Annotated in this window: 15 protein-coding genes; 6 read left to right on the top strand and 9 right to left on the bottom strand. The window is 57.5% G+C overall.

All coding sequences use genetic code 11. The features are described from left to right. Positions 1-64: 64 nt before the first annotated feature. Positions 65-1435 carry an exonuclease domain-containing protein gene (locus AC3DKS_RS12580; RefSeq protein ID WP_015754020.1) on the top strand — a complete coding sequence of 457 codons (1371 nt, stop codon included), beginning with the start codon at positions 65-67 and terminating at the stop codon, positions 1433-1435. Positions 1436-1543: 108 nt separating this feature from the next. Here the strand turns inward: AC3DKS_RS12580 and AC3DKS_RS12575 are convergent, their stop codons facing one another. The 6 genes from AC3DKS_RS12575 to AC3DKS_RS12550 form a co-directional block, all read right to left on the bottom strand. After that, a complete protein-coding gene (locus tag AC3DKS_RS12575; protein WP_015754018.1) occupies positions 1544-1726 on the bottom strand; it encodes a hypothetical protein in 183 nt (60 codons plus the stop codon). A gap of 170 nt (positions 1727-1896) precedes the next feature. Then, the gene (locus tag AC3DKS_RS12570) at positions 1897-3312 is read right to left on the bottom strand and encodes an MBL fold metallo-hydrolase (RefSeq protein WP_015754017.1); all 1416 of its coding nucleotides are present in this window, start codon (positions 3310-3312) and stop codon (positions 1897-1899) included. Positions 3313-3373: 61 nt separating this feature from the next. After that, on the bottom strand, positions 3374-4171 hold the full coding sequence (locus AC3DKS_RS12565; RefSeq protein ID WP_272608307.1) for an aldose epimerase family protein: 798 nt from the start codon (positions 4169-4171) through the stop codon (positions 3374-3376). 58 nt (positions 4172-4229) lie between these two features. After that, entirely contained in the window at positions 4230-5147 is a 918-nt protein-coding gene (locus tag AC3DKS_RS12560) for a sulfotransferase (protein WP_015754015.1), read from the bottom strand. 110 nt (positions 5148-5257) lie between these two features. Then, positions 5258-6265, bottom strand: coding sequence for a PLP-dependent cysteine synthase family protein (locus AC3DKS_RS12555; RefSeq protein WP_015754014.1), 1008 nt, complete (start codon positions 6263-6265; stop codon positions 5258-5260). A 61-nt stretch (positions 6266-6326) separates the two neighbouring features. Beyond that, a complete protein-coding gene (locus AC3DKS_RS12550) occupies positions 6327-7568 on the bottom strand; it encodes an ABC transporter permease (RefSeq protein WP_015754013.1) in 1242 nt (413 codons plus the stop codon). 9 nt (positions 7569-7577) lie between these two features. Between AC3DKS_RS12550 and AC3DKS_RS12545 the strand changes: the two genes are divergently transcribed. Continuing rightward, positions 7578-8786 carry an exo-beta-N-acetylmuramidase NamZ family protein gene (locus AC3DKS_RS12545; RefSeq protein ID WP_272608304.1) on the top strand — a complete coding sequence of 403 codons (1209 nt, stop codon included), beginning with the start codon at positions 7578-7580 and terminating at the stop codon, positions 8784-8786. Positions 8787-8821: 35 nt separating this feature from the next. Here the strand turns inward: AC3DKS_RS12545 and AC3DKS_RS12540 are convergent, their stop codons facing one another. Together AC3DKS_RS12540 and AC3DKS_RS12535 are read right to left on the bottom strand one after the other, a co-directional pair. Further along, positions 8822-9697, bottom strand: a complete 876-nt coding sequence (locus AC3DKS_RS12540; protein WP_272608302.1) for a sterol desaturase family protein — start codon at positions 9695-9697, stop codon at positions 8822-8824. A gap of 100 nt (positions 9698-9797) precedes the next feature. Continuing rightward, positions 9798-10298 carry a YkgJ family cysteine cluster protein gene (locus AC3DKS_RS12535; protein ID WP_015754010.1) on the bottom strand — a complete coding sequence of 167 codons (501 nt, stop codon included), beginning with the start codon at positions 10296-10298 and terminating at the stop codon, positions 9798-9800. Between the two features lie 72 nt (positions 10299-10370). On the opposite strand from AC3DKS_RS12535, the gene AC3DKS_RS12530 reads away from it, so the two are divergent. Beyond that, complete coding sequence (locus AC3DKS_RS12530) at positions 10371-11072, top strand: class I SAM-dependent methyltransferase (protein ID WP_272608300.1); 702 nt, start codon at positions 10371-10373, stop codon at positions 11070-11072. 47 nt (positions 11073-11119) lie between these two features. After that, on the top strand, positions 11120-11929 hold the full coding sequence (locus AC3DKS_RS12525; protein WP_272608299.1) for a hypothetical protein: 810 nt from the start codon (positions 11120-11122) through the stop codon (positions 11927-11929). Here the strand turns inward: AC3DKS_RS12525 and AC3DKS_RS12520 are convergent. Then, the gene (locus AC3DKS_RS12520; RefSeq protein ID WP_272608297.1) at positions 11926-12558 is read right to left on the bottom strand and encodes a 7-carboxy-7-deazaguanine synthase QueE; all 633 of its coding nucleotides are present in this window, start codon (positions 12556-12558) and stop codon (positions 11926-11928) included. The two genes, AC3DKS_RS12525 and AC3DKS_RS12520, sit on opposite strands and share 4 nt — an antisense overlap. Positions 12559-12665: 107 nt before the next feature. Between AC3DKS_RS12520 and AC3DKS_RS12515 the strand changes: the two genes are divergently transcribed. Together AC3DKS_RS12515 and AC3DKS_RS12510 are read left to right on the top strand one after the other, a co-directional pair. Beyond that, a complete protein-coding gene (locus AC3DKS_RS12515) occupies positions 12666-14192 on the top strand; it encodes a helicase HerA-like domain-containing protein (RefSeq protein WP_015754006.1) in 1527 nt (508 codons plus the stop codon). A 55-nt stretch (positions 14193-14247) separates the two neighbouring features. Then, positions 14248-14811 (top strand): hypothetical protein, encoded by a 564-nt coding sequence (locus tag AC3DKS_RS12510; RefSeq protein ID WP_041327051.1) that lies wholly within the window; start codon positions 14248-14250, stop codon positions 14809-14811. Positions 14812-14880: the final 69 nt, after the last annotated feature.

The raw sequence follows: 14880 nt of genomic DNA, 5'->3' as shown, positions 1-14880 counted from the left end.
ACCTCCGCCGGAGCCTTGAATTCCACGCTCGAAATCGTACTTTTACAGATATCACCTGGCTGCCTTGTACACCGTAGTAGACATAGAAACCACCGGGAACGGGATTTACGGAAACCGGATCACGGAAATTGCCCTGTTCAATATCGACCAGGGCCGTATTGCGGATTCTTATTCCACCCTGGTAAACCCGGGATGTGAAATTCCGGCCTTTATCACCGGGCTCACCGGGATCACCACGGCCATGGTGCGCAATGCCCCGGATTTTTCAGAAATAGCCCCAAAGATCGATGCCTTCTCCTCTGGGCGGGTCTTTGTGGCCCACTCCGTGAATTTTGACTATCCGATTGTCCGAAAGGAGTTCGAAAGGTGCGGCCTGGACTTTGGGCGTAAAAAACTTTGTACCGTGCGGCTTTCGCGCAGGGTGTTCCCGGGGCTTCGCTCCTACAGCCTGGGTAAGCTTTGTCGCTCCCTGGAAATCCCGCTCTCCGATCGGCACCGCGCCGCCGGGGATGCACGGGCCACCGCATTGCTCCTGCTCCGGGCCATGGAGCAGCCCGGCGGACAGGACACCATTGCAGGCTTCCTCAATGCCCGGTCGCGGGAAGGGACGCTCCCGCCTCACCTGCCCCTGGAGTCCTTCCGGCAGCTACCCGAGGCACCGGGTATATACTTTTTCAAGGATTCCAAGGGAAATGTCATCTATGTAGGCAAGGCGATCGATATCCGCCAGCGCGCCCTCGGGCATTTTTACGATACCTCAGACCGGGAACGCAGGCTCTGCCGGGAGACCTCCCAAATCGATTTTGAATTATCGGGTTCGGACCTGGTTGCCCTGCTGATGGAAGCTGCCGCCATCAAGAAGTACTTTCCAAAATACAACCGGGCGCAAAAAAACATCCGTCCGGCTTTCGGACTGTTCAGCTATCCGGACCGAAACGGCGTAATACACCTGGCGTTTAACAGGCTCGCCCGGGGCCAGCAAGCGCTTCGCGTCTTCTTCAGCCAGACGGATGCCCGTTTATTTTTGGAGCAACTGTGTACGGAATTCGGGTTATGTGCCAAGTTCTGCCACCTGCAGGAAGGGGTGGCAACCTGCAGTCATTTCCGCGTGCCGCAATGCGCGGGTATTTGCTCGGGAAAACAAACCGTGGAAGCCTACAACAAAAAGGTCCGCGACGCCTTGCAATCGCTGGAGCCCGGCGGCAACCACCTGGTAATAGACGAGCAGGGCAGGCAACCGGATGAGCGAGGCCTGGTTTGGGTGGCAGACGGGACCTACCGGGGGTACGGCTTTGTTCCCAAAGGCCAGTGCCCGGATCGCCTTCCGGACCTCGAGGCGCTGATCACCCCCCAGAAACACTATCCGGAAACGGAGAAAATAGTACAGTCGTATATATTGAAACACCCGGCCAGGGTAAAGCGTATCCCCGGGTAAACTACTTGTTCTTATTCCGGAGCTTGTGGAATTGCCGGATGACAAAGAGCAACCAGACCATAAAGACCAGGCCGACAAAAATCGAATATACAAGGACGAGGTCCATGGTCACTTTTTGTATTTGAGGTAATTCATAAATCCGAGTATGGTTGGAGCCCACAAACCGATGAAAATAGCCTCCAGAATGTGGCCCTGCAAGTATCGGATTTCAGCAACTACAATAATCGAAAACACTATCAGGAGCAGCACGATATTCATCCACCCGAGCCGCTCCAAAAATTCTTTAAACATCTCGCGTCTTCTGTTTCTCGCTAAAATTAGGGATTTACACCCGTTTTATTAAGAAATTTTTGTGATTTTCTTAACATATAAAAAAAGGGCATATCTCCGACGGGGAAATGCGTCCTTCTGATCAAAACAGGTGCTGTAATGGCGTATCGGAATCCGGACCCTACCGCAGGTTACTCTCCCGTCTGGGAAGGGCACCTGAAGGCTGTTACCGGCAGCCCGCTCTCTTTCATCGCCTTAAACCCGCCACCGATATCCGTAAGGTTGTGGTATCCGCGGCTTTTCAGGATGGAGGCGGCAATCATCGAGCGGTACCCCCCTGCACAATGCACGTAAAAGGCCTCCTCCTGCGGGAATTCCTGGAGGAAGTCATTGATCCTGGCCAGGGGCGTGTTCTGTGCGCCTTCCAGATGTTCGGCCTCGTATTCACTTTCTTTCCGGACATCGAACACCCGGCCAGGCTGTTCGGCCATCTCGGATTCCATCCGGGAAGCCGGCCGGGTCCTGACCTGGTCGATTTCCTTCCCCGCCGATTCCCAGGCGGTAAACCCGCCTTTTAAATAACCCACCGTTTTGTCAAAACCGACCCGGGACAGGCGGGTGACGGCCTCTTCCTCCTTCCCTTCCGGGGTCACTAACAGTATGGGCTGTTCCACATCGGCTACCAGGGCACCCACCCAGGGGGCAAAATCGCCATTCAGGCCGATAAATATTGAACGGGGGATGTGGCCCCTGGCAAAATCTTCCTGGTGGCGGACGTCCAGGACAATCGCCCCGGTCTCTTCTGCAGCTGCTTCAAAGGCATCCGGTTCCAGGGCGCGGGTCCCGCGGGCGAGGACCTGGTCAAAGTCCTCGTAACCTTCCCGGTTCATTTTTACGTTCAGGGGGAAGTAATCCGGCGGGGGCGCAAGCCCTTCCGTCACCTCGGCGATAAATTCCTCCCGGGTCATGTCTGCCCGGAGTGCATAATTCACCTTTTTCTGGTTCCCCAGCGTATCGACGGTTTCCTTCATCATGTTCTTCCCGCAGGCCGAGCCCGCCCCGTGGGCCGGGTAGACAATCACCTCATCGGGCAGGGGCATTATTTTATTGCGCAGGCTGTCGTACAGGGTGCCAGCCAGTTCCTCCTGGGTCAGGTCGGCAGCCTTCTGGGCCAAATCCGGGCGGCCTACGTCGCCGAGGAACAGCGTGTCGCCGGAAAATATTGCATGGGGCTTCCCTTCCGGGTCGCGCAGCAGGTAGGTGGTGCTTTCCATGGTATGCCCCGGGGTATGCAACACCTCAAAGGCTACCTTGCCCAACCGGAAAACCTGCCCGTCTTTCGCTATCACCGCGTCGAAGGACGGGTTGGCCAGGGGGCCGTAGATGATCGGTGCCCCGGTTTCCCGCGACAGCGTCAGGTGCCCGCTGACAAAATCCGCATGGAAATGCGTTTCGAATATATATTTGATCTCCGCCTTGTCGGATTTTGCCCGCCTCAGGTAGGGGCCAACCTCACGGAGCGGGTCGATGATCGCCGCCTCCCCTTCGCTTTCGATGTAATACGCCCCCTGGGCGAGGCACCCGGTATAGATTTGTTCAATTTTCATGATGAAGGGTTCTGTCGAATAAAAGTACGAATTTAAGCGGATTTCAGGGGGCCAGACAGGCCTAACCTGCAGGCTGGAGCCGTACCGAAAACTCCGCTTTTTTGGAGTCGAGGAAGCGAAACCCCTCGTGAAGGCGGGCAGGACCGTGTGTATACGGGTAATAGGTGATGGGTTCCACGCATACCATCCCGGGGTCCGGCGACCAGAGCATAAAATTCCCGAATCCGGCCGTGTGGATGCGCAGCGGCGTATCGCCTCCCAGGAACACCGTTTCGCAGGCGGGAACTTCCAGTGCACGGTCGCCGGCTGCGAGGATTTCCGATAGTTCGAATTCCCGGCCGCACGCCTCCAGGGACCCCTCCCCCCCCAGCCGGAAAGCCGGGTGGTAACCGAACATGTACGGCATGTCTTTCTCCCCCTCCACCCGAAAGGTGATTTCCAGGGAACCAGGGCCCAACTGAAAATGTTTTTCAACCCGGAACGAATAAGGCCAGATCAGTAGCCGGGCTGTTGACCGGCCGGGATACTTGGAATTCGCCACCGGGGTTCCCGCTTTGTATTCCCTGACAAACACGGCCCGGTCCTTTTCCCGGACCGTACAGGAATAAGCCAGTTCCCGGAGCAAACCGTGCTGGTCCTGGATCGCATTTCCCCGGGGCACCTGCACGCGGTAGGCCGCTTCCGCCGTCGGGCCGATCACCGGGAACATTTCGGTGTCCGAGTGGCCCCATCCGGGTTCGGAAGGATCGTGCATATACTCCCTGTCTCCCCGCCGGAAACTCCGGAGTTCTCCAGCTTCGACCCGGACCCGCAGGTCGCCGTTGATCAATTCCGCCTGGCTTGTATACTCTTGCTTCATATCGGGTTTTTCTTTGTTCTCTTTGCGTATCCGTCGTCCATCCGCGCAGATGGCACGATCAGAATTTACGGGTCCGCCAGGCTTCCGGCAAATCCGGCAGGGCCCGGTCCAACGCAGCAATCTCATCCTGCCAGCCCTTGGCGAGCATCGTCCGGAACCGATCGGGTATTTCCCTTTTCTTTCCCTTGTTGACCGCTGCCTTGAATTGGGCGAGTTCCTTGGTCATGGGTTGAATGCCCAAAAAGTCGCAAATCTCATTAAAGAGCTCCTGCGGTTGATCGCGGAGCTGGTCAAAATAAACAATTTTTAACCGATCCTCCGGCACGTACTTTTTCCAGATCTGCAGGCTCTTTGCGAAGGACTTTTCCTCTTTCAGTTCCCGGATAAAACCCTCTATCGCCTCCTCACTGTTCTCAATCTCCCGGATGCGGACCATCATCCGGGCAAACGACCACGCCCATTCCGGGGGGTATCTAAGGGAAATAATGAATTTGGTGTCCGGGAGCAACTCACAGATACGGGCAACTTCCGCTTCGGGGAGGAAAAAGTACTGGGGGCTCACCTCGCCGGAGATGCACCCCGGGGTGTTATCAAAGCTGGACAGGTACCAGTTGTCGTCGTGCCTGGCAAAAAGGTATTTCAAGTCCCAGGCCAATCGCCGGGTATCCCTTAAAGTTCCCGGCTGTCTGAGGTAAGTCCTGAATCGTTGCCTGAAATACGCGCGATACTGGGGGTTGTGCCAGCTCTTCCGGTGCAAAAGCCGGTGCAGGAAACTTTCGCCCGGAAACGCCAGGTTTTCCCAGAAATAGCGAAGCTCCTTAACCGGGGTGCACCGGGTTTCCGGATGCGTATTCAGGTGCTTATATATCCAGGTCGTTCCGGTCTTTTCCGGACCAACCCCTATGAAATCAGGACCTTTATTGGATGTTTTGTTGTTTTTTGATGCATGGTTGTCAGGCGAATTTTTCGGGGTCATAAATTCTGCGTATCGAATTGCAAAGGCGTCGAAGCTCTTTGCCTCTCATAATAATTAATGTGCCTTTCTATCGATTCCTCTCTGAACAGTGCACACCCGCCCACGATGGACTATTCCTTTACCGGTGGGCCGGATTCCGGGTCCAGAAAACCCTGGTCCCGCATCCACTGGTCGTTGTATATTTTATTTACATACCGGCTGCCGTGGTCGTGGAACAATACCACCACCACGTCTTCCGGGCCAAAATGTTCCGCGAGCTGCAGCACGCCTTTCACAGCGGCCCCGGCCGAATTGCCCAGGAACATACCCTCCTCCCGGGCCAGGCGCCGGGTATACAGGGCCGCATCCCGGTCGGTGACTTTGGTAAAGCCGTCGATGATCTCAAAGTCCACATTCTCCGGCAGGATGTCCTCCCCGATGCCCTCGGTCACATACGGGTAGATCTCGTCCGGGTCAAAAATGCCGGTTTCATGGTATTTCTTAAACACAGACCCGTAGGTGTCCACCCCCCAGATGCGGATGTCGGGATTCTGCTCTTTCAGGTAGCGCCCCACCCCGGAAATCGTGCCGCCGGTACCCACGCCGACCACAAAATGCGTCACCCTGCCGTCGGTCTGCTGCCAGATTTCCGGCCCGGTACTCTCGTAATGGGCGCGGGTATTCCCCGGGTTGTCGTATTGGTTTACATACCAGGCGCCGGGGATCTCCTCCGCCAGCCGTCGCGCCGTGGAATAATAACTTCTCGGGTCCTCCGGGGCGACATCCGTCGGGCAGATATGCACTTCGCACCCCACCGCGCGGAGGATATCGATTTTCTCCCGGGATTGCTTGTCACTGATTACGCATATCATCCGGTAACCCCTGACAATTGCTGCCAGGGCGAGCCCCATACCGGTATTCCCGGAGGTCCCTTCCACAATCGTGCCGCCCGGGCTTAGCAAGCCGTCGGCCTCGGCATCTTCAACCATCTTCAGTGCCATCCGGTCCTTGACGGAATTCCCGGGGTTGAAGGTTTCGTATTTGGCGAGGACCAGGCAGGGTAAATCGCTGGTGATCCGGTTGATTCGGACCAGGGGGGTGTTCCCGATGGTCCCGAGGATATTCGAGGCGTATTCCATTACAGGCAAATATAGGCAGGCCAAAAGGAATAGCACAGGCCGAAGCGAACCGGGAAGGAAGTCAATCGAATTGAATTGCCCGGACCGGGCTGATGCGGGTGATGATATAGGACGGCAACAGCAGCATGAGCAGGCAGAGCAGCAGCACCCCGAGGTTGAGCAACAAAATCGTTGGGAGGTCCATATAAACCGGGATATAGTCAATATAATATTCCTCGGGGTTGGGGAACTCAAAAATCCGGAAACGGTGCTGCACGGCCAGCAGCGCCAGGCCCAGGCCATTGCCCCAGAGCAGGCCGATACCGATCAGGTAGGCCGCGTTGTAGAGGAACACCTTGCGGATGCTCCAGTCCCGGGCGCCGAGTGCCTTGAGGATGCCGATCATCGGGGTGCGCTCCAGGATCAGGACCAGCAGGGCGGTGATCATATTGATGCCTCCCACCAAAATCATGATCCCGATAATCAGGGCGATGTTGAAGTCGAACAGCCCGATCCACTCAAAGATCTGGTAGTACTTATCGATAATCGTCTGGGTGTCCAGGCTGGAAAGGGTCTTCCCATAGATTTCCGCGCTCTTTTCCCCGATGGCGTCAAAATCGTCCAGGAAAATCTCGAAATTCCCGATCTCCCCGGGTTCCCACCCATACATCCGCTGGATGTGCCGGATATCCGTAAATACGTAGGTGCCGTCGAACTCCTCGAAGCCGCTGTCAAAGATCCCCGCCACCCGGAACCGCCTCCGGTTGGGAACGCGGGACGGATCCTCGTCCTTGAGGAACAGGCTGTTGAATTCGCTGCCCACCTGAAGCTGCAACCGGTTGGCCAGCAGGCGGGAAACCAGCACCTCCTCCCCGAGTTCCCCGCTGTAATCGGGCAGTTCCCCGGCCACCAGGAAATCCCGGAAGGCCGTCCAGTCGTAATCCGGCCCCACCCCTTTGGCGATGATCCCCTCAAAGGTGTCTTCCGTCCGGATGATCCCGGCCTTGGTAGCCACCGCCTGGATATGGCGCACCCCGTCGGTCAGGTTGAAATCCGGATAGAATTCCTGGTCGCGGGCGATGGGCACCACGGAGACCTGGGACACATTGTTGTCAAAATTGTAGATCTGGATGTGGCCGTTAAAGGCGGATACCTTTTCGCGGATCTTGTATTTGAGCCCCACGCCGGTGGCCAGGGCAACCAACATCATCAAGAGGCCCAAAGCGATGGCGGCAATAGCTATTTTAATGATTGGGGCGGAAATAGTACTTTTATCCTCCTTGCTGCCGATCAGCCGCCTTGCGATGTATAATTCTAAATTCAATCCCTGCCTGTGTTAACCACCCTCAAAAATACACTATTTGCACTTCTCCTGGGCCTGGCGGCCTGCGGAAGTTCCACCGGGCAACCCGCCGAAGCCGGGACCCCTGCCAACGACCCGGTAACGGGGGCCAACCAGACGGATGCCTATTTTCCATTGCTCCGGGGCAAGCGGATTGCCCTGGTGGCCAACCAGACCAGCGTCGTCTTCCGGGACGGGAAAGAGCCCGTACACCTGGCCGATTCCCTCCTGGCAGCCGGGATGGACCTCAGGCGCGTATTTGCCCCGGAACACGGTTTCAGGGGTCAGGCGGATGCCGGGGAACACGTACAGGACGGCACGGATATCCGCACAGGCCTGCCGATAATTTCCCTCTACGGGGCCAACCGGAAACCCGGCCCGGAACACCTGGAAGGCCTGGACCTGGTAGTCTTTGACATCCAGGACCTGGGCGTGCGGTTTTACACCTACATCGCAACCCTCCAGCTCGTGATGGAGGCCTGCGCCGAAGCGGGCATCCCCGTGTTGGTACTGGACCGGCCCAACCCGAATGCAAATTTTGTGGACGGGCCCATTATGGAAGACGCACACAAGGGGTTCCTGGGGATGACCCCCATCCCCCTGGCCTACGGGATGACCCTTGGAGAATACGCGGAAATGATCAATGCGGAAGGCTGGCTGGAAGGAGGCATCCGCGCCGAGCTGACGGTTATTCCCCTGCAAAATTACCAGCGCAGCATCCCGTACGAACTGCCCATCCCCCCCTCGCCGAATATCCCGAATACGCAGGCCGCCATGCTGTATCCCAGCCTGGGCTTGTTTGAGGGGACCACCGCAAACGCCGGCCGGGGAACCGACCATCAGTTCCAGGCTTTCGGGGCCCCCTACCTGGACCCCGGGCATTTTGCCTTTTCGTATACGCCCCGGCCGAACCCCGGCGCAAGCCACCCGAAACACGAAGGGGTGCTATGCCACGGCAGGGACCTGAGAAACGTGGAGCCGCCACGCGCCGTAAACCTGGAATGGCTCATTGAAGCCTATACACACCGGGATCCGGAATCGGAATTTTTCCTCACCAGCGGTTTTACCCGCCACGCGGGAACTGCCGAGCTGCAGCGGCAAATCGAAAACGGGATGCAAATGGAGGAAATACGGTCGTCCTGGCAACCCGGGCTGGAAGCCTTCCGGGCGATACGCGCCAAATACCTGCGGTACCCGTAGGCCCGTGTCCCGATAAATTCCGGCTTCGGGAAATCCTAACCCCGGGCACCCGCCCCGGTTGCATCGGCATCCGTGTGGCCCGTGCCTGTTGTGGTGGGTTTCCGGTATTTGTGGAATGGCTGCCGCAACAACCCCCAGACACTCCCATTCTCCTTTCGGTCCGGGAAGGTATCCACGCCGTAGACGATGGCTTCCCGGTCCAGTTCCCGATACGTCCCCAGCAACCGGTCCCAGATAGAAAAAATATTGCCGTAGTTGGAATCCGTGTAGGGCAGCACATAGTGGTGGTGCACCTTGTGCATGTCCGGGGAGACGATCACCCAGCTCAGCACCCGGTCTACCCTGCGCGGCAGGCGGATATTGGCATGGTTGAACTGGGTGGAAACCAAAGAGAGCGACTGGTAGAGCATCACAACACCTATGGGCGTACCCACCAGCACGACACCAAACAGCGTGAATACAAACCGGATCACGCTTTCGATCGGGTGGTGCCGGTTGGCCGTGGTGGTGTCTACCTCGTGGTCCGTATGGTGGACCAGGTGGACCATCCACAGGGGCTTCACCTGGTGTTCCACAAAATGCGGGAGCCAGGCCCCGAAAAAATCCAGCAACAGCACCCCGAGCGCGACATACGCCCAGAGCGGCAGGTCCGGCATCCAGTTGATGATCCCGAAGCCGCTGGTTTGCGTCCAGTCGCTGGCCTGCAGGAGCAGGAAGGCGAGGGCAAAATTCACCGCCACCGTGGTGAGTGTGAAAAAGATATTCGGGAGGGCGTGCCGCCATTTGCGGTATTTAAACCGAACCAGCGGGACCGCTCCCTCCAGGAGCCAGAAAATGGTGATCCCGCTCACCAGCAGGAGGCTCCGGTGGGAGGAGGGGATGGTTTCAAAATACCCGATCAGCGTTTCCACAGGACTAAAAATATTAAAAAGTCAGATGTATTCCGGCGGAGAACAGCCTTTTACCGGATTTAAAAATGCCAGCGCCCCGCACAAAACAGGTTGCCAGGCCTTATAAATAACCAGGCAGCCGCCTTTTCATCTCTTCGACGATCCGGAATGCCGCCGGGCAAATAGCCGTGTTCTTCAGGGTCAGGGAAGTGATCTGGTGGAATTTGCGGCGGTCGGTATGGGGGTATTCCCGGCACGCCCGGGGGCGGACTTCGTATATATGGCAAAAATTATCCGCACCCAGGAAGGGGCAGGGCAGATCCTGCAGCACCTGGTCGCCGTCCTCATCGGTGCGCAGGTATTTTTCCACAAAGGCCCCGGGTTTCATGCGGAGGTGTCCGGCGATCCTGCCGATATCGTTCTGGGTAAAGAGGGGGCCCGTGGTGCGGCAGCAGTTCCCGCAATCCAGGCAGTCCGTGCGCTGGAATTCGTCCCGGTGCAATTCCGCCATCAGGTGGTCCAGCTTCTTTGGCGGGCGTTGCCGGAGTTTCCCCAGAAACCGGCGGTTTTCCTCCCGCTTTTCAGCTGCCCGCTGGGGCAGTTTTTCCAGATCCTCATCCATTCCAACGGAGTATTAATTCGTATTTTTGGCGCAGCCTGCACCTTTAGCAGGCACCCCCCAAAGGTAGGGCCTATGGATGTTTTCGGAAAGGCATTGATGGATTACCATCAGGGCAACCCGGCCGGCGATCTGGTCAGTCACTCCTCCCTGGGGGATTCGGAAGTGGTACCCCCCTCCTACTTCTTCCGGGACTTTCCCGGCATGCCTTACCTGGAACAGACGGCGCTCACCCTGGCACGGGGCCGGGTCTTGGACGTCGGCAGTGCCGCCGGTTGCCACAGCCTGTGCCTCCAGGAGCGCGGCCTGGATGTCACCGCCCTGGACAGCTCTCCCGGGGCCCTGCAAGTAGCGGCTGAGCGGGGAGTCCAACAGCCGGTACTCGCAGATATCCGGGAATACCGGGTAGGGGATTTCGACACCTTGTTGTTATTAATGAACGGGATCGGTTTGGCGGGACGCCGGGCCGGGTTAACCCCCTTTTTGCGTCATCTGAAGTCCTTGCTGGCCCCCGGCGGCCAGATTCTGGCAGACTCCAGTGACATCATCTATATGTTCGACAGGGACCCTGACGGGGGCGTTTGGGTGCCCGGCGACCGGGAATATTACGGGGAAGTTACCTATCTCTGGGAATACGGGGGTCAGCGAAGCGAAGCGTTTTCCTGGTTATTCGCAGACTGGGAAACCCTGGGGGAAGCGGCCCGGGAGGCCGGGTTGGAGGCAGAATTGCTGGAACACGGGAACCATTACGATTATCTGGCCCGATTATCCCACTAGCGGATACCACAACCGGGCAGCATTGCGTTAATAAAAAAATAAACGGCATGACGACAAAGAAATACAGGATATTGTTCACCGGCCTGGCACTCCTGTTTTTGGCACTCACAGGATGTTCCAAAGACGAGGGGCCCGTAGAGGTCCCCATCGACCGATCGGCCAACCTGCTTGCTACCGGGGATAGCGCCCCCGATTTCCTCACCAACGACGACTTTGACGCCCTGCGCGTGCAAGTGGCCTATGTACAGGGGTTTCGCCCCCTGGACGAATCGCTGGACAATGTCCGGGACTTTCTGGAGGACCGCACCTTCAAAACGGTTATCCAGTTTGAATTCCTGCCCCTGCAGTCCCCGGGGGAAGAAAGCCTGAGCCTCCAGGAAATTGCCAACCTGGAGAACGAAAACCGGACGGTCTTCAACGAGGGAAACACCCTTGGGATGTACATCTATTTTGCCGATGCCCCGGCCGATGCGGATATGGAAGACGAAAACATCGTTACCCTGGGGGCGGTGTACCGGAATACCTCCATGGTCATCCACGCCACCACCATTCGCGATGTGACCTTCCGCTCGAATTTCCTGCGCGTTGCGGATGTGGAAACGGCCACCATCGGCCATGAATTCGGCCACCTGTTTGGCCTGGTAGACCTGGGCACCCCGGAGGTCAACCCGCACGAGGACCCGGAGGCGCCCAACCACTGCAATGAATCCGATTGCCTGATGCGGGCCCAACTGGAATTCGGGCCGGGGATGACCAGCATGCTGGAAAAAAGGACCGCCAAAGGGATGGCAGCCGTCCCCGCACTGGGCCCGGAATGCATCCTAGACCTCGTGCAGGCAGGCGGCCGGCCAAATTAGGGGATATTCAGGTATTTATGCGTCTGCAGCGACACCCGCCACCGGGGGTTCGCCATCACGTACTCCACGATGAGCGGGGTCACCTTCTCCCGCACGCTCCATTCCGGCTGCAGGTAGAGCAGGCAGTCCGGGGAAGTCAGCTCCGCGTGCTCCTCGGCAAATTTCAGGTCGTGCCGGTTGTAAACGATTACTTTTAGTTCATGTGCCCGCTGATGGATATCGCCCACCGGGGCCTTGTTCTTTTTCGGGGAAAGGCAGATCCAGTCCCAGGTACCGGTGAGCGGGTAGGCCCCGGAAGTCTCGATATGGATTTTCATTCCGCGGGATTTCAATCGGGAAGTCAGCGGGGCCATATCCCACATGAGCGGCTCCCCGCCCGTCACCACAATGGTATCCGAGGCCGCTGCGGCATCCCGGACGATTGTATCGACGGCCGTGGGGGGATGCAGGTCGGCATTCCAACTTTCCTTGACGTCGCACCAGTGGCACCCCACATCGCAGCCGCCTACCCGTATGAAGTAGGCAGCCGTCCCCTTGTGGAAACCTTCGCCCTGTATCGTGTAGAACGCCTCCATCAACGGGAGCATCAACCCCTTGTCCACCTGCGCCAGTACCCCTGCTTTTTCCATGCCGCAAAGATAGGGAATCCGGGGTTCCCGCACCGGGTCCCTCCCCGGGCATCAATTTGTTTTAGTATTCTGGGTAATTCCCCTATTTTTATCACAAAATCCAACCTATGTCCAACGCGGAAGCCTTCCGGGAACACATCGAGAACGGATATCGCTGCAAGGGCGACTTCATAACCGTCGGCGCCGCCATGCTCAACGGGGAGGCCCTGACCGGGGCGCATGTAAAAATCCCCCTGGAGACGATGAACCGGCACGGCCTCATCGCCGGGGCAACCGGTACGGGTAAAACCAAATCCCTGCAAGTACTCGCGGAAAACCTGTCGCTCAAGGGCGTGCCCGTACTGCTCATGGACCTGAAAGGCGACCTCAGCGGCCTGGCTCAACCCAGCCCGGGGCACCCGAAAATCGACGAGCGCATGGCCCAGATTGGCCTGGGCTTCGAGCCGTCGTCCTTTCCCGTGGAAGTCCTGACCCTTTCCGAACAGGACGGGGTAAAACTCCGGGCCACCGTTTCGGAATTCGGCCCCGTGTTGCTGTCCCGGATACTCGACCTGTCTACCGTACAGGAAGGGATCGTGGCGGTGATATTCAAATACTGCGACGACAACAAACTGCCGCTCCTGGACCTGAAGGATTTTAAAAAGGTCCTGCAGTACGCCACAGGCGAAGGCAAGGAAGAATTCAAGAAAAACTACGGGCGCATCAGCACGAGTTCCACCGGGACAATCCTCAGGAAGGTCATCGAACTCGAACAGCAGGGGGCCGATTTGTTTTTCGGCGAAAAATCCTTTGAGGTCAACGACCTGACCCGGATTGACGACAAGGGCCGCGGGTATATCAATATCATCCGGCTTACGGATATACAGGACCGGCCAAAACTGTTTTCCACCTTTATGCTCAGCCTGCTGGCGGAAATCTACAGCACCTTCCCGGAACAGGGCGATAGCGAACGGCCCGAACTCATCCTGTTTATCGACGAAGCCCACCTGATTTTCGACCAGGCCTCCAAGGCGCTGCTCGAACAGATCGAAGGGATTGTCAAACTCATACGCTCCAAGGGGATTGGCCTGTATTTCGTCACCCAAAACCCGACGGACATCCCCAACGAAGTACTTGCCCAGCTTGGGTTGAAAGTCCAGCACGCGCTCCGGGCCTTTACCGCCCGCGACCGGAAGGCGATAAAATTGACTGCTGAAAACTACCCGATCTCGGAATATTACGACACCAAAGAGGTCCTGACATCCCTGGGTATCGGGGAGGCGCTGGTTTCCGCCCTGGACGAAAAAGGCCGGCCCACCCCCCTGGCCGCCACGCTGATGCGGGCGCCCATGAGCCGGATGGATATCCTGACGGACCCGGAACTCGCCGACCTGGTTGCCGCTTCAAAACTCCGGGAGAAATACAACGAGGCCATCGACCGGGAAAGCGCCTATGAAATGTTGAACGAGAAAATTGAAAAAGCCGAGGCCGAAGCCGCCCGGGAAGAAGAAGCTGAGGCCCGGGCGAAAGCTTCCGGCACTCGCAGGTCGTCATCTTCCCGTCGCTCAACGCGCATGAACCCGGTCGTCAAGGTTTTGACCAGCGCTACGTTTATTCGCGGGGTGCTCGGCGTGTTGAAAAAAGTCATCCGTTAAACCATTTGTCACCAACTGCTAATCTGCAAGTGAATTCAACGAACGCCCGAATCGCATGAAACATACCTCCGCCTGCCTTTTAGGCTTATTATTTTCAACCGTGTTTCTCTTATTGACAGGTTGCCAGAACGACCCGGCCGGGGACCCTTTCCTGATTTCCAGCGGACAGGTCGGCAAGCTCCGTCGATCACACACCCTCGCACAGCTCGACAGCGTGTACCAGGCCGATTCCCTGGTGCGGGACACCACCCGGACCCAACTGGGAAATGCCGGAAGGATTGAGGTGTATGAAAAAGGAGGGAAACATTTGCTGACCCTCAGCCCCACCGGCGACAGCCTGGGCCGGATTGGCAATATCCGGGTACACGACAAACGCTTTGCCACCGACCGGGACATCCACCTGGGCAGCACCTTCGGGGAAATCAAGGAACAATACGAAATCCGAAAGATCATCACTTCTTTGAACAATGTGCTCGTCCTGTTCAAAGGCACGGACGTGTACGTAACGATTTCCAAGGAATCGCTCCCGGCCTCCCTGCGCTATTCCCAGGACCCCATTGAAGCCGTGCAGATCCCGGATACGGCGCCGGTGAAATACCTGATGGTAGGCTGGGATTAAGGACGCGTCCGCAATTTTTCATATCTTGTCTTTTTGGCTGCCCGGGGGGAAAGAGTCCCGCCATGTCGG

Source organism: Robiginitalea sp., assembly GCF_982776155.1.
Note: the sequence above shows the minus strand (reverse complement) of the source record. Positions and strands in the feature narration are given on the sequence as shown.

What these genes read in the sequence shown, in the direction of transcription:
- AC3DKS_RS12535 (WP_015754010.1), bottom strand. Translation starts at nt 10,298, where the DNA reads ATGGATGAGGATCTGGAAAAACTGCCCCAGCGGGCAGCTGAAAAGCGG.
- AC3DKS_RS12570 (WP_015754017.1), bottom strand. Translation starts at nt 3,312, where the DNA reads ATGAAAATTGAACAAATCTATACCGGGTGCCTCGCCCAGGGGGCGTAT.
- AC3DKS_RS12565 (WP_272608307.1), bottom strand. Translation starts at nt 4,171, where the DNA reads ATGAAGCAAGAGTATACAAGCCAGGCGGAATTGATCAACGGCGACCTG.
- AC3DKS_RS12520 (WP_272608297.1), bottom strand. Translation starts at nt 12,558, where the DNA reads ATGGAAAAAGCAGGGGTACTGGCGCAGGTGGACAAGGGGTTGATGCTC.
- AC3DKS_RS12530 (WP_272608300.1), top strand. Translation starts at nt 10,371, where the DNA reads ATGGATGTTTTCGGAAAGGCATTGATGGATTACCATCAGGGCAACCCG.
- AC3DKS_RS12525 (WP_272608299.1), top strand. Translation starts at nt 11,120, where the DNA reads ATGACGACAAAGAAATACAGGATATTGTTCACCGGCCTGGCACTCCTG.
- AC3DKS_RS12575 (WP_015754018.1), bottom strand. Translation starts at nt 1,726, where the DNA reads ATGTTTAAAGAATTTTTGGAGCGGCTCGGGTGGATGAATATCGTGCTG.
- AC3DKS_RS12510 (WP_041327051.1), top strand. Translation starts at nt 14,248, where the DNA reads ATGAAACATACCTCCGCCTGCCTTTTAGGCTTATTATTTTCAACCGTG.
- AC3DKS_RS12515 (WP_015754006.1), top strand. Translation starts at nt 12,666, where the DNA reads ATGTCCAACGCGGAAGCCTTCCGGGAACACATCGAGAACGGATATCGC.
- AC3DKS_RS12560 (WP_015754015.1), bottom strand. Translation starts at nt 5,147, where the DNA reads ATGACCCCGAAAAATTCGCCTGACAACCATGCATCAAAAAACAACAAA.
- AC3DKS_RS12555 (WP_015754014.1), bottom strand. Translation starts at nt 6,265, where the DNA reads ATGGAATACGCCTCGAATATCCTCGGGACCATCGGGAACACCCCCCTG.